The sequence below is a fragment of the Parvularcula lutaonensis genome (genome assembly GCF_014651915.1).
Taxonomy (GTDB): Bacteria; Pseudomonadota; Alphaproteobacteria; order Caulobacterales; family Parvularculaceae; genus Parvularcula; species Parvularcula lutaonensis.
Genome location: NZ_BMXU01000002.1, coordinates 913,397 through 934,014, shown reverse-complemented (window position 1 = coordinate 934,014; position 20,618 = coordinate 913,397). Strand labels below are relative to the sequence as shown.

At 62.9% G+C, this 20,618-nt stretch carries 22 protein-coding genes; 16 read left to right on the top strand and 6 right to left on the bottom strand.

Annotated elements, in window-relative coordinates; translation table 11 throughout:
• The first annotated feature begins 52 nt into the window (after positions 1 to 52).
• A complete protein-coding gene (gene gcvPA / locus IE053_RS12940; RefSeq protein WP_189576629.1) occupies positions 53 to 1,396 on the top strand; it encodes an aminomethyl-transferring glycine dehydrogenase subunit GcvPA in 1,344 nt (447 codons plus the stop codon).
• Between the two features lie 13 nt (positions 1,397 to 1,409).
• Positions 1,410 to 2,927, top strand: a complete 1,518-nt coding sequence (gene gcvPB, locus IE053_RS12935; RefSeq protein ID WP_189576627.1) for an aminomethyl-transferring glycine dehydrogenase subunit GcvPB — start codon at positions 1,410 to 1,412, stop codon at positions 2,925 to 2,927.
• 86 nt (positions 2,928 to 3,013) lie between these two features.
• Here the strand turns inward: gcvPB and IE053_RS12930 are convergent, their stop codons facing one another.
• Complete coding sequence (locus IE053_RS12930) at positions 3,014 to 3,301, bottom strand: hypothetical protein (protein ID WP_189576625.1); 288 nt, start codon at positions 3,299 to 3,301, stop codon at positions 3,014 to 3,016.
• Between the two features lie 192 nt (positions 3,302 to 3,493).
• Here IE053_RS12930 and IE053_RS12925 point away from each other — a divergent pair, with 192 nt between their 5' ends.
• Genes IE053_RS12925 through der form a run of 11 tightly spaced genes read left to right on the top strand, consistent with a single transcriptional unit; the run spans position 3,494 to position 12,965 of the window.
• On the top strand, positions 3,494 to 4,000 hold the full coding sequence (locus IE053_RS12925; protein WP_189576624.1) for a Na+/H+ antiporter subunit E: 507 nt from the start codon (positions 3,494 to 3,496) through the stop codon (positions 3,998 to 4,000).
• Positions 4,000 to 4,296, top strand: a complete 297-nt coding sequence (locus IE053_RS12920; RefSeq protein ID WP_189576622.1) for an MrpF/PhaF family protein — start codon at positions 4,000 to 4,002, stop codon at positions 4,294 to 4,296. Before IE053_RS12925 ends, IE053_RS12920 begins: the two co-directional genes overlap by 1 nt.
• Positions 4,296 to 4,667, top strand: coding sequence for a monovalent cation/H(+) antiporter subunit G (mnhG, locus tag IE053_RS12915; RefSeq protein WP_229786222.1), 372 nt, complete (start codon positions 4,296 to 4,298; stop codon positions 4,665 to 4,667). The genes IE053_RS12920 and mnhG overlap by 1 nt, the downstream gene beginning before the upstream one ends.
• A complete protein-coding gene (locus tag IE053_RS12910; protein ID WP_229786221.1) occupies positions 4,664 to 5,296 on the top strand; it encodes a DUF4040 domain-containing protein in 633 nt (210 codons plus the stop codon). The genes mnhG and IE053_RS12910 overlap by 4 nt, the downstream gene beginning before the upstream one ends.
• Before the next feature lie 3 nt (positions 5,297 to 5,299).
• The gene (locus IE053_RS12905; protein WP_189576620.1) at positions 5,300 to 5,740 is read left to right on the top strand and encodes a Na(+)/H(+) antiporter subunit B; all 441 of its coding nucleotides are present in this window, start codon (positions 5,300 to 5,302) and stop codon (positions 5,738 to 5,740) included.
• Positions 5,740 to 6,429 (top strand): sodium:proton antiporter, encoded by a 690-nt coding sequence (locus tag IE053_RS12900; RefSeq protein WP_189576618.1) that lies wholly within the window; start codon positions 5,740 to 5,742, stop codon positions 6,427 to 6,429. The genes IE053_RS12905 and IE053_RS12900 overlap by 1 nt, the downstream gene beginning before the upstream one ends.
• Positions 6,429 to 7,934 (top strand): monovalent cation/H+ antiporter subunit D family protein, encoded by a 1,506-nt coding sequence (locus IE053_RS12895; protein ID WP_229786220.1) that lies wholly within the window; start codon positions 6,429 to 6,431, stop codon positions 7,932 to 7,934. The genes IE053_RS12900 and IE053_RS12895 overlap by 1 nt, the downstream gene beginning before the upstream one ends.
• Entirely contained in the window at positions 7,934 to 9,424 is a 1,491-nt protein-coding gene (locus IE053_RS12890; RefSeq protein ID WP_189576615.1) for a proton-conducting transporter transmembrane domain-containing protein, read from the top strand. The genes IE053_RS12895 and IE053_RS12890 overlap by 1 nt, the downstream gene beginning before the upstream one ends.
• On the top strand, positions 9,421 to 9,789 hold the full coding sequence (locus IE053_RS12885; protein WP_189576607.1) for a hypothetical protein: 369 nt from the start codon (positions 9,421 to 9,423) through the stop codon (positions 9,787 to 9,789). The genes IE053_RS12890 and IE053_RS12885 overlap by 4 nt, the downstream gene beginning before the upstream one ends.
• Positions 9,786 to 11,549: a Na(+)/H(+) antiporter subunit D gene (locus tag IE053_RS12880; RefSeq protein WP_229786219.1), complete on the top strand. Its 1,764-nt coding sequence runs from the start codon at positions 9,786 to 9,788 to the stop codon at positions 11,547 to 11,549. The genes IE053_RS12885 and IE053_RS12880 overlap by 4 nt, the downstream gene beginning before the upstream one ends.
• A gap of 45 nt (positions 11,550 to 11,594) precedes the next feature.
• On the top strand, positions 11,595 to 12,965 hold the full coding sequence (der, locus tag IE053_RS12875; RefSeq protein ID WP_189576605.1) for a ribosome biogenesis GTPase Der: 1,371 nt from the start codon (positions 11,595 to 11,597) through the stop codon (positions 12,963 to 12,965).
• A gap of 713 nt (positions 12,966 to 13,678) precedes the next feature.
• On the opposite strand, the gene IE053_RS12870 is transcribed toward der, so the two are convergent.
• Together IE053_RS12870 and IE053_RS12865 are read right to left on the bottom strand one after the other, a co-directional pair.
• Complete coding sequence (locus tag IE053_RS12870; RefSeq protein WP_189576603.1) at positions 13,679 to 14,140, bottom strand: hypothetical protein; 462 nt, start codon at positions 14,138 to 14,140, stop codon at positions 13,679 to 13,681.
• 25 nt (positions 14,141 to 14,165) lie between these two features.
• Entirely contained in the window at positions 14,166 to 15,344 is a 1,179-nt protein-coding gene (locus IE053_RS12865; protein WP_189576601.1) for a vWA domain-containing protein, read from the bottom strand.
• Between the two features lie 93 nt (positions 15,345 to 15,437).
• On the opposite strand from IE053_RS12865, the gene IE053_RS12860 reads away from it, so the two are divergent.
• The 3 genes from IE053_RS12860 to IE053_RS12850 all read left to right on the top strand — a co-directional run bounded on the left by IE053_RS12860 (position 15,438) and on the right by IE053_RS12850 (position 18,623).
• Positions 15,438 to 16,223, top strand: a complete 786-nt coding sequence (locus tag IE053_RS12860) for a TIGR00266 family protein (RefSeq protein ID WP_189576599.1) — start codon at positions 15,438 to 15,440, stop codon at positions 16,221 to 16,223.
• A 129-nt stretch (positions 16,224 to 16,352) separates the two neighbouring features.
• Positions 16,353 to 16,658, top strand: a complete 306-nt coding sequence (locus tag IE053_RS12855) for a dATP/dGTP pyrophosphohydrolase domain-containing protein (protein WP_189576597.1) — start codon at positions 16,353 to 16,355, stop codon at positions 16,656 to 16,658.
• Positions 16,659 to 16,706: 48 nt separating this feature from the next.
• Positions 16,707 to 18,623: a beta-galactosidase gene (locus tag IE053_RS12850; protein ID WP_189576595.1), complete on the top strand. Its 1,917-nt coding sequence runs from the start codon at positions 16,707 to 16,709 to the stop codon at positions 18,621 to 18,623.
• Here IE053_RS12850 and yacG read toward each other — a convergent pair.
• Genes yacG through IE053_RS12835 form a run of 3 tightly spaced genes read right to left on the bottom strand, consistent with a single transcriptional unit; the run spans position 18,620 to position 20,618 of the window.
• Positions 18,620 to 18,808 (bottom strand): DNA gyrase inhibitor YacG, encoded by a 189-nt coding sequence (yacG, locus tag IE053_RS12845; RefSeq protein ID WP_189576593.1) that lies wholly within the window; start codon positions 18,806 to 18,808, stop codon positions 18,620 to 18,622. The genes IE053_RS12850 and yacG overlap by 4 nt on opposite strands.
• Complete coding sequence (locus IE053_RS12840; RefSeq protein WP_189576591.1) at positions 18,808 to 20,046, bottom strand: ribonuclease E/G; 1,239 nt, start codon at positions 20,044 to 20,046, stop codon at positions 18,808 to 18,810. The genes yacG and IE053_RS12840 overlap by 1 nt, the downstream gene beginning before the upstream one ends.
• Complete coding sequence (locus tag IE053_RS12835; protein WP_189576589.1) at positions 20,043 to 20,618, bottom strand: Maf family protein; 576 nt, start codon at positions 20,616 to 20,618, stop codon at positions 20,043 to 20,045. Before IE053_RS12835 ends, IE053_RS12840 begins: the two co-directional genes overlap by 4 nt.

Below are 20,618 nucleotides of genomic sequence, written 5' to 3'. Positions count from 1 at the left end.
GAGACCCGCTGCGCACCGGCCGGATCGACTTTTAGTGTGGTGGAACCGAAACATGAGATACCTACCCCTCACCGCGCAGGATCGGCAGGACATGCTGAAGACCGTCGGTGCTCGGAACATCGACGACCTCTTCAGCGACGTGCCGAAGGACGCGCTGAACCCGAAGCTGAACCTGCCCGACCACAAGAGCGAGTTCGAGGTCGAACGGCATCTTGGTGCCTATGCCAGGATGAATCATGCTGCGGGCGACGGTCCGTTCTTCGCGGGGGCAGGGGCCTACCGCCACCACGTCCCGGCGACGGTGGACCACATCATTCAGCGCTCGGAATTCCTGACGGCCTACACGCCCTACCAGCCCGAGATCGCTCAGGGTACGCTGCAATACCTTTTCGAATTCCAGACGCAGGTTGCAGAGCTCACCGGCATGGAGGTCGCCAACGCCTCCATGTATGACGGCTCCACCGCGACGGCCGAGGCCGCGCTCATGGCGCGCCGGATCACCAAGCGGAAAAAGGTCATCATGGCCGGGGGCCTGCACCCTCACTATGCCGAGGTTGTCCGCACCAATGAAGAGCTGATCGGCGACACGGTTCTCCAGGCTCCGGCCACGCCGGGTGCCGGCGCGATCGAAGGCATGATCGACGACGAAACCTCCTGTGTCATCGTTCAGTCCCCGGACGTCTTCGGCTTCCTCCGCGACCTCGCAGGGATCACCGAGAAGGCCCATCAGCACGGCGCGCTTGTCGTCGCCGTCGTGACGGAAGCGGTTTCGCTGGGCCTGCTCAAATCACCGGGCAGCCAAGGCGTCGATATCGTCGTCGGCGAGGGCCAGTCAATCGGCAACGCGCTCAACTTCGGCGGTCCGTATCTCGGCCTCTTTGCTGCGCGCCAGAAGCATATCCGGCACATGCCCGGCCGCCTTTGCGGCGAAACGGTGGACACGGAGGGCAAGCGCGGCTTCGTCCTGACACTCTCGACCCGTGAGCAGCATATCCGCCGCGACAAGGCGACGTCTAACATCTGCACGAACTCCGGCCTGTGCGCACTCGCCTTCACGGTCCACATGTCGCTGATGGGCGGCAAGGGGCTGCGGGAAGTCGCGACGCTCAGCCACGAGAACGCCTGCAAGACGGCCGATGCCCTCGAAGCCATCGACGGTGTCGAAGTCCTGAATGACGCCTTCTTCAACGAGTTCACCGTCCGCCTGCCGAAGAATGCCGGCGAGGTGGTCGATCAGCTCGCGGACCAAGGCATCATCGCCGGCGTCCCCGGCACCCGCCTTTGGCCGGGCCGTGAGGAGACCGAGAACCTCCTCATCGTCGCCGCCACCGAGCTGACCCAGGACAGCGATATTGAAGCCCTCGCGGACGGTCTCAAGACCGCGCTCGCGGCATAAGGGGGATCATCTGATGACGAACGAAACCTTCACCGGTCACAAGGCCCTGCAGCTCGAAGTCCCGCTCCTCTTCGAGGAAGGCTCCTACGAGAAATGTGGCATCGACACGCCTGCACCGTCGGGTATCAAGAGCCGCCTTGGTGGTCATGGTGCTGACGAACAGGTCAACCTGCCGGCGTTCACCGAGCCGCAGGCGATGCGCCATTTCGTGCGCCTGAGCCAGAAGAACTATGCCATCGACATGGGGATTTTCCCGCTTGGCTCGTGCACCATGAAGCACAATCCGCGTCTCAACGAAAAGATGGCGCGCCTGCCGGGCTTCGCGGACATTCACCCCCTCGCGCCCGAAAAGACCGTGCAGGGCGCGCTTGCGCTGATCCATGAGTTGCAGGAATGGCTCTGTGAGCTGACGGGCATGCCCGCCGTGGCGATGTCGCCCAAGGCCGGGGCCCACGGCGAGCTTTGCGGCATGATGGCGATCCGCGCAGCGATCGAGGCCAAGGGCGAGGGCAAGACCCGGACCCGCGTGCTGGTCCCGGAATCTGCTCACGGAACGAATCCGGCCACGGCTGCGCAGTGCGGTTTTTCCGTGGACCAGCTTCCGGCTACGGAAGATGGCCGGGTCGACCTCGAGGCGATGAAGGCGAAACTGGGTCCTGATGTCGCGGCGATCATGGTCACCAACCCCAACACCTGCGGCCTGTTCGAACGCGACATTCGCGCCATGGCCGATGCGGTGCACGAGGCGGGCGGCTACTTCTATTGCGACGGCGCGAATTTCAACGCGATCGTCGGCAAGGCGCGCCCCGGCGACCTCGGCGTCGACGCGATGCACATCAACCTGCACAAGACGTTCAGTACACCCCACGGTGGCGGCGGTCCGGGCTCGGGCCCGACGGTCCTCTCCGAAGCGCTCCGGCCCTTCGCGCCGATCCCCGCGATCGTGAAGGAGGGTGATACGTATCGGATCATCGAGGAAGAGACAGGCGACTTTGCCAAGAGCTTTGGCCGCATGGTCGCTTTCCATGGGCAGATGGGGATGTTCGTCCGGGCCCTGAGCTACATGCTCAGTCATGGCGCCGACGGTCTGAAGAAGGTGGGCGAGGACAGCGTTCTCAACGCGAACTATGTCCGTGTGCGCCTCGCCGAGGAAATGACCCAAGGCTATCCGGGGCTGTGCATGCACGAAGCTCTGTTCTCGGACAAATGGCTGAAGGATACGGGCATTGGCACGCTCGATTTCGCAAAGGCGATGATCGACGAGGGTTTCCACCCGATGACCATGTACTTCCCGCTGGTCGTTTCCGGTGCGATGCTGATCGAGCCGACCGAGACGGAATCGAAGCAGTCCCTCGACGAGTTCTGTGATTCGCTCCTTGCCCTCGCACGAGCCGCGAAAGCAGGCGAGACCGAGCGGTTCAAGAACGCTCCGCGCTTTGCCCCGCGTGGCCGTCTCGACGAGACCAGGGCAGCTCGCAAACCGGTGCTGCGCTGGACGCCGCCGAATCCCGAGGCGATGGCGGCAGAGTAGAACTGCCCTGATCGGACCGGGCGGAGAAAGCTTCAGGGTGAGGGGGCCAACCCCTCACCCGATCGGGAAAGCTCGACCGGTCGTGCTTACAGAACCGGCTCGACGGAACCCGGACTCGTCGGTTGCGGGCCTACGATCGGGGGCGGCTGGCATTCGGCGAACCCCTGACGCCATCCGGCGGCATAGCTCGGCTGCAATCTGAACAGTTCCTCGTTCCGGAAGCTGCGATTGTCGAATGCCGCACGGCGCGCCTCAGCCGTGCGGCAGCCATCGGAGAAGCCTTCGGTGTAGTAGGGGCCTTCGACCAGCTCCTTCGGCGCACCTGCGCAGGCGGCCAGAAGGGCGGTGAGGGCGAGAATCACAAATGGGCGCATGACACTTCTCCTAGTGGGGAACCAGCCTAGGCCACCCATCGATGATGCGCCAGACCATGCTGTTAGCCGCTTGTTCAATAGCTTGAGCCTAATTCGCGCGCTTGCAGGTTGACGCGCGCGTTTCATCTGCTTTTTTCCGGCCTCGCTGCGCAGCTATGGTGCTAGCGCGGCCCGAAACGAAGGCGGTCCCGCTTGCTGAGTTTTCTCAAGATCTCCGGTCGCCGCCTTGTTCTGATGCTGGCCCTGGCAGCGCTGTGGCTGCTGCTTTCAGGGTATTGGAACAAGGCGACGCTTGTCGGCTTCGGCGCCTTCTCGGTCGCCGTCACGCTCTGGTTCGCCGACCGGGCGGAAACGATTGACCGCGAAGGCGTGCCTACATCGGTCTTCCCGCGCATCATCAGCTACATGGCCTGGCTGATCCTCGAGATCGGTAAGGCAAACGTGATGGTCGTGCGCGAGGTCGTCCGGCCGCAAATCCGCCTGGCACCCAAGCTGATCCGCGTCCCCGCCACGCAGCCTTCGGACCTGACCAAGACGATCTTCGCCAATTCGGTCACCCTGACACCGGGCACGGTGACCGTTGACGTGCGGGAGGACTGCCTCCTGATCCATGCGCTCGACGAAAGCTTTGCGGATATTGACGGGATCAGCGCGATGGGCGCGAAGGTCTCGCGGCTTGAAGCCGGAAAGGGGAGCTGATGTTCACCGCTGCCGCCGCTGCGATCATCGTCGCGATGATCATCATGCTCTTCCGCGCCATCGCGGGACCAACCGTCTATGACCGCGTTCTCAGCGTGAACAGCTTCGGGACCAAGACCGTGCTGCTGCTTGCCGTGCTCGGCTTCCTGATGGGGAGACCGGCCTTCCTCGACATCGCGCTGCTTTATGCGCTGATCAATTTCATCGCGACGATCGCGATCCTGAAGTTCTTCCGGTACGGACGGCTGTCCGCCTCGATGGCCGATATGGACCTTATCAGAGGGGATCGCCGCTGATGGAGCTTCTGCTCGACATCCTTTCCTGGCCGCTCCTGCTTGCCGGGGGTGCTTTGGTCATCCTCGGCGCTGTTGGTGTGCTGAGGTTTCCTGACTTCTACACGCGAACCCATGCAGCCGGTGTGACCGATACATTCGGTGCGGACCTGATCCTCCTTGGCCTCCTGCTGCAGGTTCCCGATACGATGACGGGGATCAAGCTGGTCCTGATCTTCCTCTTCATGATGATGACGAGTCCCGTGGCCACACACTCGATCGCCCACGCCGCTTATGCTGGGCGGGAGGCTCCGCTGACCGGTAAGTTGCTCCTCAGGCAGAACGTCCCCGTAGACATCACCGCGGACGGAGAGATCAAGGAGGCCGCGGAATGATGCTGCTTGCCGAGGCCGTCGCCCCCGCCAGCGAACTCCTCGCCGAAAGCGAGTTTCCCGGCCTGTCCGCTGCCTTTGCGGTGGAGATCTTCATCCTCGCCATGCTCGCAGCGACGGCGTTCGCCATGATCCGCATGCGCCAGCTTTTCGGTGTCGCGATGTTGTCGGGCATCTATTCCCTGCTGTCCGCCGCCTTCTTCGTTGCCCTCGATGCCGTGGACGTGGCCTTCACGGAGGCTGCGGTCGGTGCCGGCGTCTCGACCGTGCTCGTCCTTTCAGGGATCGCCTTGACCGCCAAGCGCGAACTCCCGGTGGACCGGGAACGGACCTTCCTGCCGCTGGCGATCGTGCTCGTCGTGGGCGCAGCGCTTGTCTATGCGACCATCGACATGCCGGCTTTCGGCGATCCGAACGCGCCGGCAAACGTCTATGTCGGTGCGCAATACATCGAGAGGACGCCTGAGGATATCGAGGTCCCGAACATCGTCACGGCCGTGCTTGCCAGCTATCGCGGCTTCGATACGCTCGGCGAGACGGTCGTCGTCTTCACCGCTGGCCTTGCCTGCCTTCTCCTGCTTGGTGCGGGGTCGATCCGAGGCGGCGGCCGCCATGACGACGAGGAGCACTGAACGATGGGCCACCTGATCCTTCGCGTCACGATCAAGCTGCTCTTCGCGCCGATCATTCTGTTCGCGCTCTACGTGCAGTTCCACGGCGATTACGGTCCCGGCGGCGGGTTCCAGGCCGGGGTGACCCTCGCTGCGGCCTTCATCCTCCATGCTCTCGGTTTCGGTCTCGATCGCTGCCAGAAGGTGATTCCGCCGGGCTGGTTGCCGGTTGGCATGGCCCTCGGTGTGCTGATCTACGCCGGAACCGGAATCTACACGATGCTGCTTGGCGGCAATTTCCTCGACTACGACGTGATCCAGCCCGACAGCCACCACCATGCAGGCCAGCATATTGGTATCATCGTGGTCGAACTTGGCGTCGGCCTCGCCGTGGCTGCGACGATGCTGCAGATCTTTTACGCTTTCGCGGCGCGCGAGCCTGAACCGATGGACGACGCCTGGTAATGCTCGAATTCATCCTTGCACGCTATAACTACTGGATCGTCATCTGTTTGATGATGACGGGTCTTTATATCGTCTTTGCACGGGGCAACCTGGTGAAGACGCTGATAGGCTTGAACCTGTTCCAGACCTCAGTCTTCATTTTCTACATCACCGTGGGGAAGGTCATCGGCGGCACTGCCCCGATCCTGATCGAGAACAAAAAGAAGGACGGCACCCACGGCGGAGACCATGGCGCAGGCCACGGCGAGAGCCATTCCGAAGCGCCGGTCGGTTTCGTTTCGTCGGACGAAGCAGAACATCTCGTCTCAGAGGGCGCTGCCCATGAGGCGACCGATCCATCCGTCACCAATCAAATCGGCTACGGGCAGCCGGGTGCGGGCGGGCAGGCGACGGAGAGCCTGCACCTGCAGCCGCCGGCCACGCCAGCGAACGAGCTGTTCAAGGACGTCGCTGGCGACGCTGCCCATGCCGCGGGAGCCAGCAGCGACGCCGCGGCGGCGGCGACTGATATCCTTTACTCCAACCCTCTGCCCCATGTCCTCATCCTCACGGCCATCGTCGTCGGGGTGGCGACCACGGCTGTCGGTCTTTCGCTCGCGGTTCGGATCCGCGAGGCCTACGGAACAGTGGAGGAAGATGACCTCGAAAGCATGGACAACGCAGCCGAAGTCGCAGAGGTCGCGCGCTGATGTTGCTCGATGACCTCCCCGTCCTGCCGGTGATCCTGCCGCTCGTTGCGGCACCGGTCTGCCTACTCCTCCCCAACAACCGGCTTGCAGGCTCCTTCGCGACCCTCGTTGCGTGGATCGCGCTCGTCCTGTCGGCGATGCTGCTCCACACGGTCGCGGTCGTCGGGCCCGTGGAATACGCGTTGGGCGGATGGGCCAGCCCGCTCGGGATCATCTACCGTGTCGACCTGGCCGGCGCGATCGTCATGACGCTCGTCGCCCTGATGGCATCCGTCACCTTTCCGTATGCGATCGAAAGTGCGCGGGAGGAGATTGTCCCCAGCCAGACCAGCGCCTTTTTCGCGATGTTCCTCATCGTCTTTGCGGGGCTCATGGGCGTGGTCGCAACGGGGGATGCGTTCAACGTCTTCGTCTTCCTCGAGATCAGTTCGCTCTCGACCTATACCCTCGTCGCCATGGGGGCGAAGCGGGATCGCCGGGCGCTGACCGCCGCCTTTACCTATCTGGTGCTCGGCACGATCGGCGCGACGTTTTTCGTCATCGGCCTCGGCCTTCTCTATCAGGTGACCGGCACCCTCAACATGATCGACCTCCATGATCGCTTGGCGGGGGTCGACAACAAGGTCGTGCGCGCAGGTTATGCCTTCATCCTGACGGGGCTGGGGCTGAAGCTCGCCATGTTCCCGCTGCACCGTTGGCTCCCCGCCGCCTACACCTACGCGCCCTCTCCAGTGACCGCGTTCCTTGCCTCCACCAGCACGAAGGTCGCGATCTACGCGATGCTGCGGTTCCTCTTCACGGTGTTCGGCTTCAATTTCGGCTTCATCGATGTCGCCTTCACCTTCTTCCTGATCCTCGGCCTGATCGGCATGTTCTATGCCAGCCTGATCGCGATCTTCCGCGAGGACGTAAAGATGATCCTCGCCTATTCCTCGGTGGCGCAGATCGGCTACATGCTCCTCGGGATCAGCTTCGCGACGGTGGACGGTGTGGCCGCGGCCCTTGTCCATGTGGTCAACCATGCGGTGATGAAGACGACGCTGTTCCTCGCTGTCGGTGCGGTCTTCTATGCCCTCGGCTCGCACAGGCTCTCCGCATACAGAGGGCTCGGCAAGCGGATGCCTGTGACCACGGCCGTCTTCCTGATTGGCGGGCTGTCCCTGATCGGCGTACCGCTGACCGGCGGCTTCATCTCGAAGTGGGTGCTGGTGGCTGCCGCATTCAACAGCGTTCTCGCTGTGCCCTCTCTTGTCATTGTCCTGATGATTGTTGCCAGCTCTCTGCTCGCGGTCGCCTATATCGGTCGGATCGCGTGGACGATGCTGCTTGAAGAACCTGTGGGCAGGCAGCCGAAACCGGTCCCGATGATGATGGTCGTGCCGATGGTCCTGATGGCAGCGCTGACGATTTATCTCGGCATAGATGCCGCGACGCTTGTCAGCCTCTGCCGGCAGGCTGCGGAAACGCTTCTCTCCACCGGCCTCGGTTTCGGAGGGACAAGCTGATGGCAGGTCTCTTCCAGCTCCTTCCGCTCGAGACGGCGGTGGTGGTCAGCATGGCCGCTCCGCTCGTCGCCTTCTTCGTCGTCGCGCTTCTCGACCGTTCGCCGAACCTGCGCGAGGCTGCATCCATCACGGCTGGCCTTGTTACGTTCTACTGTGCCGTGACGATTTTTATCGGCGTGGGCGACGGCGCGCGGCCGGAGATCGACATCGTCGAGATGCTTCCCGGCCTGTCGCTCAAGCTCGCGGTGGAGCCGCTCGGCGCGCTCTTCGGCCTGATTGCTTCGGGCCTCTGGGTGGTGAACACCTGCTATTCGATCGGCTATATGCGCGGTCATCACGAGGGTGGGCAGACGCGCTTCTACATGGCGTTCTGTGTTGCGATTTCCGCGGCGCTGGGCATTGCCTATGCGGGCAATCTTCTCACCTTCTTTCTTTTCTATGAAGCGCTGACACTCTCGACATTTCCGCTCGTGACCCATGAACGGGATGAGGCGGCGAGGGCAGGGGGGCGGGTTTATCTCGGCATCCTGATGGGAACCTCCATCGGGCTCCTGCTCCCGGCGGTGGTGTGGGTGTACGGCCTGACCGGGACGACCGATTTCGCGCTCGGCGGGATATTGGGCCAGGTCTCGGCCAACATGCCGCTGGTCTTCTCGATCATCGTCTGCCTTTTCGCCTGGGGCACGGCGAAAGCGGCGTTGATGCCGTTCCACCCCTGGCTACCCAACGCCATGGTCGCGCCGACGCCCGTCTCGGCTTTCCTGCACGCCGTTGCTGTCGTGAAAGCCGGGGTGTTCGGTGTCCTGAAGATCTCGATCTACACCCTCGGCGCGGTGGAGCTGAGTCAGTCGGCGGCCGCGGATATCATTACCTATGTAGCGGCGGCGTCGATCCTGATCGCCTCGGCCATCGCGATGACCCAGGACAACCTCAAGGCCAGGCTTGCCTATTCGACCGTCAGCCAGCTGAGCTACGTGACGCTGGGCGCGATGATCGCGAGCCGCTATGGCATTCTCGGCGGGGGCGCCCAGATCGCGGCCCACGCCCTTGGCAAGATGACCCTGTTCATGTGCGCCGGTGCCATCGCCGTCGCCCATCACAAGAAGTACATTTCAGAGATGCGGGGCCTTGGCCGGGTCATGCCTTACACCTTCACGGCCTACATCATCGGCGCCTGTTCAATCATCGGTCTGCCTCCCTTCGCAGGAACATGGCCGAAGTTCCTCCTGATGCTCGGCTCGATCGAGACCGGTGATGCGATCCTGGTCGGTGTGCTGATCCTCTCGAGCCTGATGAACATTGTCTACCTGCTGACGCCGGCCGTCCGCGCATTCATGGACCCCGTTCCGGGCAACCAGGCGGCCGAGATCAAGGAAGCGCCTGCCTTCTGTCTGTTCCCGCCCTGGTTCACAGCCATCGGCTGCCTTGTCCTGTTCTTCTACATGGGTGACATCATCCGGTACCTCGAACCCCTTGTGGAGGGTCTATGAGCGACGAACAGCACCCGGACATCTTGCCCGAGGAGCGCTCGATTTTCGAAACGCCGGGCTGGATCCGTTTCATGTGGTTCTTCGTCCCTGGCACGGGCTTGTTCTTTGCGCTGATGAACATCGTGCTGGCGGTCCTGCACAAGACCCACCCTCATTTCGGCTGGCTTTTTGACAAGAACCCGGTGTTCTACGGCATCGTCGGCTTTGTCAGCTTCTCCTTCATCGTTCTCGTCGGCCAGCACCTGCGCAAGATCGTAATGCGGCCCGAGGACTATTACGACGGCCCGGAGGCAACGATGCCCCGGATCAATACTGACGACGAAGTCCGCATGCGGTCGATCAGCCTCGGGGAGACTGACGAGTGATCCCCTTCCTTCCTGCAGAGACGAACCCAGCCATCATCCTGATGGTCGCCGGCGTGCTCATGGTCTTCTTCGGCCCGCGGGGCAGGGGCATCATCGGCGTGATCGCCGTGGCGCTCGGCTTCCTGCAGATGTATTCCCTTGGTGTCGGGCCAATGGGCGACGCCCAGATGTATGGCATCACGGAAGTCGCAGGCTATGAGTTCATTCCCCTCCGCCTCGACAAGCTGTCCGTGGTCTTCGCCACCATCTTCCACATCGCTGCACTGGTGAACGTCATTTATGGCTGGCAGGGCGCGACCAAGGTCGAAGCCTCCATGGGCATCGTGTATGCCGGCTCCGCCATCGGCGGGGCTCTGGCTGGTGATCTCCTGACCCTCTTTGTCTTCTGGGAAATCGCGGCGATCTCGTCCGTGTTCATCATCTGGGCCGGTGGCGGGCATGCTGCTTTCAAGGCTGGCATGCGCTACCTCGTGATCCAGGTGATGTCGGGGCTCTTGCTGCTGGCTGGCATCGCGCTGCATCTCGTGCGCGGCGGCAGCTCCGAATTCGGTGCGTTCAAGCTTGTGGGTGAGGCCGGCGTCGATCCGGTGGCGGCGCTCATCCTCTTCGCCTTCGGTATCAAGGCCTGCTTCCCGATCCTCCACACCTGGCTGCAGGACAGCTACCCCAAAGCCTCTGGTGTTGGCGCCGTCATGCTCTCCGCATTCACCACGAAACTGGCGATCTATGCGCTGGCGCGGGGTTTCGCCGGTACGGACATCCTGATCCCGATCGGCGCGACCATGACGGTCTTTCCAGTCTTCTTCGCCCTCATCGAGAATGACCTGCGCAAGGTCCTGGCCTACTCGCTCAACAACCAGCTCGGCTTCATGGTTTGCGCCATCGGCATAGGCACGCCCTTGGCGATCAACGGTGCCGCAGCTCATGCCTTCGTGCACATCACCTACAAGGCGCTCCTGTTCATGGGCATGGGTGCGGTGCTCCTCCGGACGGGGACGACCAAGGCGACCGATCTCGGCGGCCTTCACAAGTCGATGCCCTGGACCACGGCCTTCACCATCGTTGGCGCCATGTCGATCTCGGCATTCCCTCTGTTCTCGGGCTTCGTGGCGAAGTCGATGATAACCCTCGCCGCAGCCGAGGAGCATATGTTGCTCGCATGGCTCGTGCTGCTCTTCGCCTCCGCGGGTGTGCTCGAACACTCGGGCATCAAGATCCCGTATTTCGCCTTCTTTGCCCATGACCGCTTCGCGCCGAGCCTACGCAACGGCGCTCCGCGTCCGAAGGAGGCACCGCTCAGCATGCTGATCGCGATGGGCTTGGCTGCGTTCCTGTGCCTGCTGGTCGGCTTCTACCCGCCGGTTCTTTATGGCCTGCTGCCTTACGAGACGGACTATCACGCCTACACGCTGGAGCATGTGGCGACGCAGATGCAGCTCCTGATGTTTGCGATCTTCGCCTTCATGCTGCTCGTGCGGTTCAAGCTCTATCCGCCGGAGGTGCGCAGCGTGAACCTCGATGTCGATTGGTTCTGGCGCGTGCCGGGGCGCAAGGCACTCATGGCTGCCGTTCAGATGACGGCCGATGTCTGGCACGCCATTTGGGCTGCGCTGCGGGATATCACTGGCCAAGTCCTGAGCGGGATCGGGGCAGTTCACAGGCCCGGCGGGCTCCTCGCGCGGTACTGGACCGTGGGTTATACGGCGCTGACAACGGCGGCGGTGCTGGCGGTCGCACTACTGCTCGCATTCCTGTCCTAGCGGGAACATGACAGCGGGCCGCGCTTCTGCTAGCGGCCCGCAGCTATGTTGAAACTCGCGATCATCGGCCGCCCGAATGTCGGCAAATCGACCCTGTTCAACCGCCTTGCCGGGCGGAAGCTGGCCATTGTGGATGACCAGCCGGGGGTGACGCGCGACCGGCGGGACCTCGACATCCAGTTCGGTGACTTCGAAGTCCGCCTGATGGATACGGCAGGGCTCGAAGACGCCGCCGACGGCTCGCTCCAGGCGCGGATGCGCCAAGGCACCGAACGGGCCGTGGCCGAGGCTGATGTGGCCTTCTTCATGATCGACGCGCGCTCTGGCCTCACGAGCCAGGACAGGAACCTCGCCGAGATCCTGCGCCAGAGCCCGACCCCGGTCATCGTCGTGGCGAACAAGACCGAAGGCCGCGGCGAGGAAGGCGCCTATGAAGCCTACGAGCTCGGCCTCGGCGATCCCGTGGCGATCTCCGCCGAGCACGGCGAGGGCATGGCCGACCTCTACCAGGCGCTGGTCGAGACCGTTGAGAAGCACGGCATCGATCCTGACAAGGACGAAGAGGAAGAGCCTGAGTTCAAGCCCCTCCGGGTTGCCATCGTGGGACGGCCCAATGCGGGGAAGAGTACCCTGATCAACAAGCTCCTCGAGGAAGACAGGTTACTCACCGGACCGGAGGCGGGGATAACCCGCGACTCGATCGAGGTCGACTGGGTCTGGAACGACGGTGAGCGAGACTGGCCGGTTGCCCTCTGGGACACCGCCGGTATGCGGAAGAAGGCGAAGGTTCAGGACAAGCTCGAAAAGCTCTCGGTCGGTGATACCCTCCGTGCGGTGAGGTTCTCCGAAGTGACGGTCCTTGTCATCGACGCAACCACGCCTTTCGAAAAGCAGGACCTTCAGATCGCGGACTTCATCGAGAAGGAAGGCCGGGCGGCTGTCGTCGTGGTCAACAAGTGGGACCTCGTCGAGGACACCGACCGCGCGGCAAAGGAGCTGCGGCTTGATGCCCTGCGGGCCTTCCCGCAATTCGGCGGGGTGCGGGTCGTTTTCCTGTCCGGCCTGACCGGACGGCATATCGACAAGCTGATGCCGGCAATCGTCGACGCCTATCGCGACTGGAACGCCAAGGTAAAGACCTCGGAGTTCAACAACTGGCTCGAAGGTGTCATCGCGCACCACCCGCCGCCTGCCGTTGCGGGACGCCGGATCAAGATGCGCTATGGCTCACAGATCAAGACGCGTCCACCGACATTCGTCATCAAGTGCCAGCGTGCGAACGAGGTCCCCGAAACCTACCGCCGTTATCTCGTGAACTCGATCCGGGAGAGCTTCGACCTCGAAGGGACACCCGTGCGTGTCTTCCTGCGAGCGGGTGACAATCCCTATGCGGACAAGGCGAAGCGTAAGCATTAGGCTTTTCTAGAGCGCTTGCCACGGCTGGACCGTGGCACTCAGCTCCTGACGCTCAAGCTAGCTCTGGTGTTCCGAGATGGGCACCACGGTCGAGCCGTGGAGAGCGCTTGAGAAGCGGGCAGCACTCTGGGTCGGCCCAAGGTCCGGTTTCTCGAAGGACGGGGTGTCCGGGCGCGAGATTGGCCGTGCTCAGAGTATTTATTGTATGCGCGGACAAACCCGCGCCCGGCGGTGATTTTGCGAGAGGCTCACAGAGCGCTTTAAGCTCTCGGGCAGGTCCGGGGTCGTGACGTCCCGTCGCCTGCCTCACCGCCTCCGAAGCCAAAACACGGAACGACCGGTCCGGCCCGCTTTCCTTCGGAGAACGGAGCAGTTGTAGCATGGTGGGTGAGGGCGGGGATAAGCGGGTGTTCGCTGTCATTCCGGGGCAGCCCCGAACTTGATCCGGGTATGAGCCCGGAACCCATACTCGGCCCTGTTTGGGTTCCGGGCCCGCTCTTCGAGCGTCCCGGAATGACGGTGTGAGGGCCGTCATCCCGGCCGGAGCGCAGCGGAGAGCCGGGACCCATGGCCTGTTGTTTGAGCTAGGCGCTCCTGGTCGCTCTTTCGGCCATGGGTCCCGGATAATCCCCGGATCAAGTCCGGGGCTTTCCGGGATGACGGCGTGGGTAGGCTGGTCCGTGGACGAAGGGTGAATTGGTTATCGTTCCGTCTTACGAATCTCGTTGCTCGCTAGCAGCCTGCTCGGTCGATCTGGAAGCAGAGCTCAGGTGCGTCGCGAATCCATCGTAGCGAGTAAAAAAGAAGGCTAGAATTGCGGAGTATCCTACCATCAACGCTATCGATGAGACGACATACTCTGCTTTCATGACCTCAGCTGCAAAGTCCATACGAACGAATGCTGCGATAATGCGTACAGAGATGGTTAGCGCATGTATGACGACTCCAGACGATATTATCGCGACTGGGATAACAAGGACACGGGTAGCGATTCTGATTTTTCGCCATTTTTTCAAAGTGTGTTTGTCAGTGGCTGGAAACGATTGCTCATACCGAATGATTTCCAGAAGTGCGTGATAGAAAAAATAGTAGAAGACATATGACACTATCCCGGCAATGAGGAATAGGATCACCGAGAGACAGACGCTCAAGGCGGAGAGAGCGATGTCGATCATTTAAAGCTCCAAGCGGTCTGGTTCATCACCGCTTCAGCTCTCTAATCGCCCGCTCCAGCCCCTCGAGCGTCAGCGGGAACATCCGCCCGTCGAAGAGCTGCTGGGTCAAATCAATCGACGGGGCCCATTTCCAGCGATCCTCCGGGATTGGATTAAGCCAGACGGCTTTCTCGTAGATCTGCAGCAGGCGCTTCATCCAGATCGCGCCGGCTTCCTTGTTGTAGTACTCGACCGAGCCGCCGGGCATGGTGATCTCGTAGGGGCTCATCGAGGCGTCGCCGATGAAGAGGACCATGTAGTCGCTGCCATAGGTATGCAGAACGTCCCAGGTCTCGGTTTTGTCCGACCACCGACGGTTGTTGTCCTTCCACACGAAGTCATAGAGGAAGTTGTGGAAGTAGAAATATTCGAGGTGCTTGAACTCTGACCGCACGGCGGAGAAGAGCTCTTCGCAGAGCTCGATATAGGGGTCCATGGACCCGCCGATGTCGAAGAAGACCAGGAGCTTGACCGCGTTGCGGCGCTCGGGCCGCATCTGGACGTCGAGGAAGCCGTGGCGGGCGGTGGCGTCGATGGTGCCATCGAGGTCGAACTCATCCGCCGCACCCTGACGAGCGAAGCGACGGAGCTTGCGTAGCGCGACCTTGATGTTCCTTGTGCCGAGTTCTTTCTGGTCGTCGAGGTTCTTGAACTGGCGCTTCTCCCAGACTTTCACCGCGCTCTTGTTCTTCGAGGTGCCGCCGATGCGAACGCCCTCGGGGTGGTAGCCTGAATTGCCAAAGGGGGAGGTGCCGCCGGTGCCGATCCACTTGTTGCCGCCCTCATGGCGGCCTTCCTGCTCCTTCAGGCGCTCCTCGAGCGTCTTCATCAGCTCTTCCCAGCCGCCGAGCTTTTCGATCTGGGCTTTCTCTTCCTCGGTCAGGTATTTTTCGTTCAGGGCACGGAGCCAGTCTTCGGGCAACTCCCGGCCCTCCGGCACCATCTCGCCGAGGCTCTCGATGCCCTTGAAGGTCTCGCCAAAGACGGCGTCGAAACGGTCGAGGTGGCGCTCGTCCTTCACCAGCGCGGCGCGGGAGAGATAGTAGAAGTTCTCGACCTTCATGTCGGCGAGGTCGTGCTTCATCGCCTCGAGCAGCGTCAGGTATTCCCGGAGGCTGACGGGCACGTCGCGGGCTTTGAGCGCATGGAAGAACTTCGTGAACATGCCCTGGCGTAACAGCCACGGGGCAGGGGTGCAAAGGAGGCTTCGCGCCGCGCCCGTTCGTCCCTATCTCTCAGGGGTCAAAGGGAGGACACGATGGGCGTTGCTGACGAAGTCGACTACGAGATCCACGGCCACGAGATGCAATATGTCGAGGTCGAGCTCGACCCCGGCGAGAGCGCCGTCGCCGAGGCGGGCTCGATGATGTACAAGGATGCGTCGATCAGCATGACGACGGTTTTCGGTGATGGCTCTGCGCAGACGGGCGGCATTCTCGGCGGCCTGCTCGGTGCAGGAAAGCGGCTCATCACTGGCGAGAGCCTGTTCACGACCGTGTTTACCCATAACGGCAAGGGCAAGGCGCGGGTCGCATTTGCCGGGCCGTTCCCCGGCTCCATCCTCGCGATCGACCTGTCCAAGCACGGAGGAAAGCTCGTCTGCCAGAAAGACAGCTTCCTCGCCGCGGCGAAGGGCGTCCAGATCGGGATCGACTTCCGTAAGCGGATAGGGGTCGGGCTCTTCGGCGGCGAAGGCTTCATCATGCAGTCGCTCGAAGGGGATGGCATGGTCTTCGTGCATTTCGGCGGCGCGATCCGAGAACGAACGCTGGCGCCCGGTGAAGAGCTGCATGTCGACACGGGCTGTCTGGCAGCGCTGGAGCCGAGCGTCGACTACGACGTGACGCTGGCTGGCGGCGTGAAGAGCGTGGTCTTCGGCGGCGAAGGCCTGTTTTTCGTCAAGCTGCGTGGTCCGGGCAAGGTCTGGCTGCAATCGCTGCCGTTCTCGCGTCTGGCTGGCCGTGTGCTGGCGAATGCGCGGCCGAGTGGTCAGGGCGAGAGCTCGGTGCTCGGCGGTGTTGGTGATCTCCTGCGCGGCGACTGATGATGTCGGGAGACTGTCAGGGGCACGTTCCCGGCCCCTGTTGGCCTGCAGCTTGCCTGCACAATAAGGATTGTCGCAAAAGGTGTGTAGGGAGAGAGGAGCTGGGCTGTCGCCTCGCTTGGGTAGCCTGTGCCTGAGACTTCCCGCAGCATCCGGGCCTGGGGGCGCGAGACCTTTGGCGACCCAGAGACGCTGGCGCCGCTGGTGGAGCGCGCGCGGCTGGAGCTTGATGAGCTTGCCGCGGCGGTAGCCGCTGGTGAGCCAGATGCTGCCGTGAAGCTCGAGGCCGCGGACGTGGCGATCCTGTTGCACCGGATCGTCGGCATTCTCGGCGGTGAGCTTTCGGATGCGGTGGATGCCAAGATGGCGATCAACCGCGCGCGGCGCTGGAACGTCTCCGGCGATGGGACTGGTTCGCACATCCCGGGCGATTGACTTGCGCGCAGCTCCGGCGAAAGGCTCACGCAGAGCATGGAGAGCGCGATGCTGGGCGTCTGTTATTATCCGGAGCATTGGCCGCGGAGCCTCTGGGCGCATGATGCGCAGCGCATGGCGGAGCTTGGGATCGGCTTCGCGCGGATCGGGGAATTCGCGTGGGCGCTGATGGAGCCCGAGCCCGGACAGTTCGAGTTCGGCTGGCTCGACGACGCGATCGGGACGCTCGGCGATGCCGGGCTCAAGGTGATGCTGGGCACGCCGACGGCCACGCCGCCGAAATGGCTGATTGATAGCGTGCCTGATGTCCTGGCCTATGATCGTGATGGCCGGGTTCGCGGCTTTGGCTCGCGGCGGCATTATTGTTTCTCGTCGGGGAATTATCGTCGCGAGAGCCGTCGGATCACGGAGGTCCTGGCCAAGCGCTATGGGGGTAACGGAACCGTCAGCATGTGGCAGACGGATAATGAGTTCGGCTGCCACGACACGGTGCGCAGCTATTCACCGATGGCGCGGGATGCGTTCAGGCTCTGGCTCAAGGCCAAGTACGGCGACATCGGTGCACTGAACGAGGCCTGGGGCAATGTGTTCTGGTCGATGCTCTACCGGAGCTTCGACGAGATCGAGCTGCCGAACCTGACGGTGACGGAGGCCAATCCCAGCCACTGGCTCGACTTCTACCGTTTCTCCTCGGACCAGGTGATCAGTTTCCATAGGGAACAGGCAGCGATCATTCGCGAGCATGCGCCGGATGCTCTCATCACGCATAATGCCATGGGGCATTTTACCGACTACGACCATTTCGCTCTGGGTGCTGAGGTCGATATCCTGACCTGGGACAGCTACCCGCTGGGGTTCCTGTCGCAGAGCCGGAAGCCCGATGGTTTCAAGGCCGAATACCTGCGTCAGGGCAATCCGGACTTCGCAGGATTCCACCATGACCTTTATCGTGGTTGCGGCAAGTGGGCGGTGATCGAGCAGCAGCCGGGTCCGGTGAACTGGGCACCGGATAACCCTGCCCCCCTGCCCGGCATGTTGAAGCTGTGGAGCCTCGAAGCGCTGGCGCATGGCGCGGAGTTCACCGCGCCGTTCCGCTGGCGGCAGGCGCCCTTCGCGCAGGAGCAGAACCACGCGGGCCTTCTGCGCCCGGACGATCAGCCCGCGGCGGGGTATGGGGAGATTGCCGAGGTCCGGGACGTCCTGCCTGCGCTCTCTGACGCCAAAGGTGAGGCGAAAGTGGCGCTCGTCTTCGATTATGACAGCCTCTGGATGGCGGAGATCCAGCCGCAGGGGTCGGGTTGGCACACCCTCGATATCTGCATGGAATGGTACGCAGCTGCGCGGAGCCTTGGTCTCGATGTCGACGTGGTCGCGCCAGGCAGGGATCTATCAGCCTACGACATGGTGCTGGTCCCTGCTCTTCTTCATGTGTCGCAGGGAGCGCTCGATGCCCTGAAAGCGAGCGGTGCACGCATTGTCGTCGGGCCGCGCTGCGGTTCGAAGGATGAGAACGGCAATGTGCCCGAAGGGCTGGCACCGGGCAGGCTGCGCGAGCTCATCCATCTGACCGTGGCGCGGAGCGAGACGGTGCCGGGGCATGGTGGCAACGCAGGGGTCGGTGCGTGGCATGTCTGGCGTGACGAGGTGGACACAGCGCTTGAGCCATCGCTTCAGGACACGGAGGGTCGGCCAATCCTCTACCAACATGGCCGAGTGCGGATGTTTACCGCCCTACCCGATGATGCCTTGCTGCGCTTTGTCGTGAAGCAGGCAGCGAGCGACGCCGGTCTTGAGGTGGTGGATCTTCCGGAAGGCTTGCGACTACGCACGGGCCGTGGCCAGCGCTTTGCATTCAATTATGCGAAGATGCCGCGGTCCCTGCCGGATGGCGTGGGGCCTGCAGATGGTTTTACCGTCGGTGGACGGATGGTCCCGCCCGGCGGGGCTGCTGTCTGGGAGGCCTAGTGGGTTGTGACCGGCTGGGGTTCCTGTTCGGGAACCTCGGCGCTTTCGTCATCGGAGCCTGAAACGACATACTGATCGCTCAGCCAGCGGTTAAGATCGACATCGGCGCAGCGCTTCGAACAGAATGGTTCGTAGGCACCGCTCATCGGCTTTCCGCAAATGGGACAAGGCGGTTTCGGGGTCATCAGCATACCTCCGTCACGTCGAACGTGTGCTGCCCGCCTTGGGACAGCGACACGCGGGCGCCGAACACCTCTGCCAGTGCTTCGCTAGCGCCCTGTTTCTCCCAGACCTTTCGGGCCGGTCCTGGCAAGCTGACAGCAAATCGCGCCGTGCGGTTCCCGCTGAGCGAGAGATGCGCGGCGCAATAAGCCCGCCATGCGAGCATGTCCGGCGCGAAAACGCGGCCTTCGCGGACGCTGGCAAGCTCGGTCGCCTGTGTCAAATCTTCGAGAATCGAGCGGCGGTCGCGCCCGAAGAGGAGGAAGACCAGCCCTTCCTTCGTCGCCGCGGGTATGCTGACAAGGCCGCTGGTCTTCAAGATTGCCGTCAGTTGCTCACGGAGCATTTTCGGGACGCGCACGGCGGCCCGCGGGAGATCGAGCACCACTTGACCGCCAAGTGCGCGCAGGGTGATGGCCCGGCCGAGGGTGGCAAAGGCGGCCCTGCGAAGATGGTCTGCCGCGCCCTTCTGCGACTGGCCACCGATATGACCAAGGTCAACATCGATCGCGGTCAGCGCTTCGGTCTCGTCGATGACGAGACTGCCGCCGCCCTCGAGGCCGACGACCCGTTCGAGAGCCTCGTCCTCCGCCTCCGAGATGACCTCCCCCGTCCGGTCGATGGTCTCAACGTCGATGTGGTCCGGCAGGAACGCCTTGAGCTGCGCCGCAAGGGCCCCTGAACTCGTTCCAATACGGTCGAGATCCCGCCGGGCGAGGGTCGTGACGAGAGCCACGGCCGGATGGACCGGAACGGCCGGACCCGGAGCTTTTGCAGGCTTTGCGAGTTGTTCGCGAAGGGATTTCGGGATGTCTTCCTGTCCAAGAATGCCAGGCCTGGCCTCGGCCTCCGGCGTATCCGCGCGCAGGACAGCCGCGGGAAGACGGAGCGACGGCTTGTCGGTGAGGACCACGCGCTTGTCACCGATCGCTTCGCGGCGGACACCGGCGAGGATGAGCTTGCCCTCGGGGTACTGACGGTCTTTCACCGGCAGCATGGCTTCCATGCCACCACCGAGGTCGAAAAGCTGGCTGCCGAGGCGCTTGTCACGCTTGCCAGCACTGGCCCAGACGAGATCGCCCGCGTGGTAGCCGGAACGGGTGGCAAAGCGGTGGGCGAGGCGCAGGGCCCTGCCCTCCGCATCCATCAGCAGGCCGCGAACGCCAAAAGGTGTTTCTTCAACGAGGATCGAGGTGCTCACGCGCCCTTCCCCAATGCTGCGGCGAGACAGTTCTCGGCTTCGTAAAGAGGCAGGCCGACAATCGCCGTGTAGCTGCCGGTCACGCTGACGATGTGGGCGGCGAAAGCGCCCTGGATGCCGTAGCCCCCGGCCTTCCCCTCCCACTCGCCGCTTTCGAGATAGGCTTCGATATGGGCATCGGTCAGCCTGCGGACCTTCACGCGCGCTTCGACGACGCGCTTGCGCATCTCAGGCCCCGGGCCGGAGACGCACATGCCGGTATAGACCCGGTGGCTGCGTCCCGACATCAGGCGCAGGCATTGCTCGGCATATTCGCGGGTTTCGGCCTTGTCGAGCAGGCGCCGGCCAAGCGCGACGACCGTATCGGCCGTCAGGATGACGTCGCCGGGGAAACGGTCGCGGATGGCTTCGGTTTTTTCGACAGCGAGACGCTCGGCCAGCCTGCGCGGCTCTTCTCCGGGCAGCGGGGTCTCGTCGATGTCGGCGGGACAGATCTCGTCCGGGACGTAGCCGATCTGCTTCAGCAGCTCGCGACGACGCGGGCTCGCGCTGGCGAGAACAAGCCGGGGCAC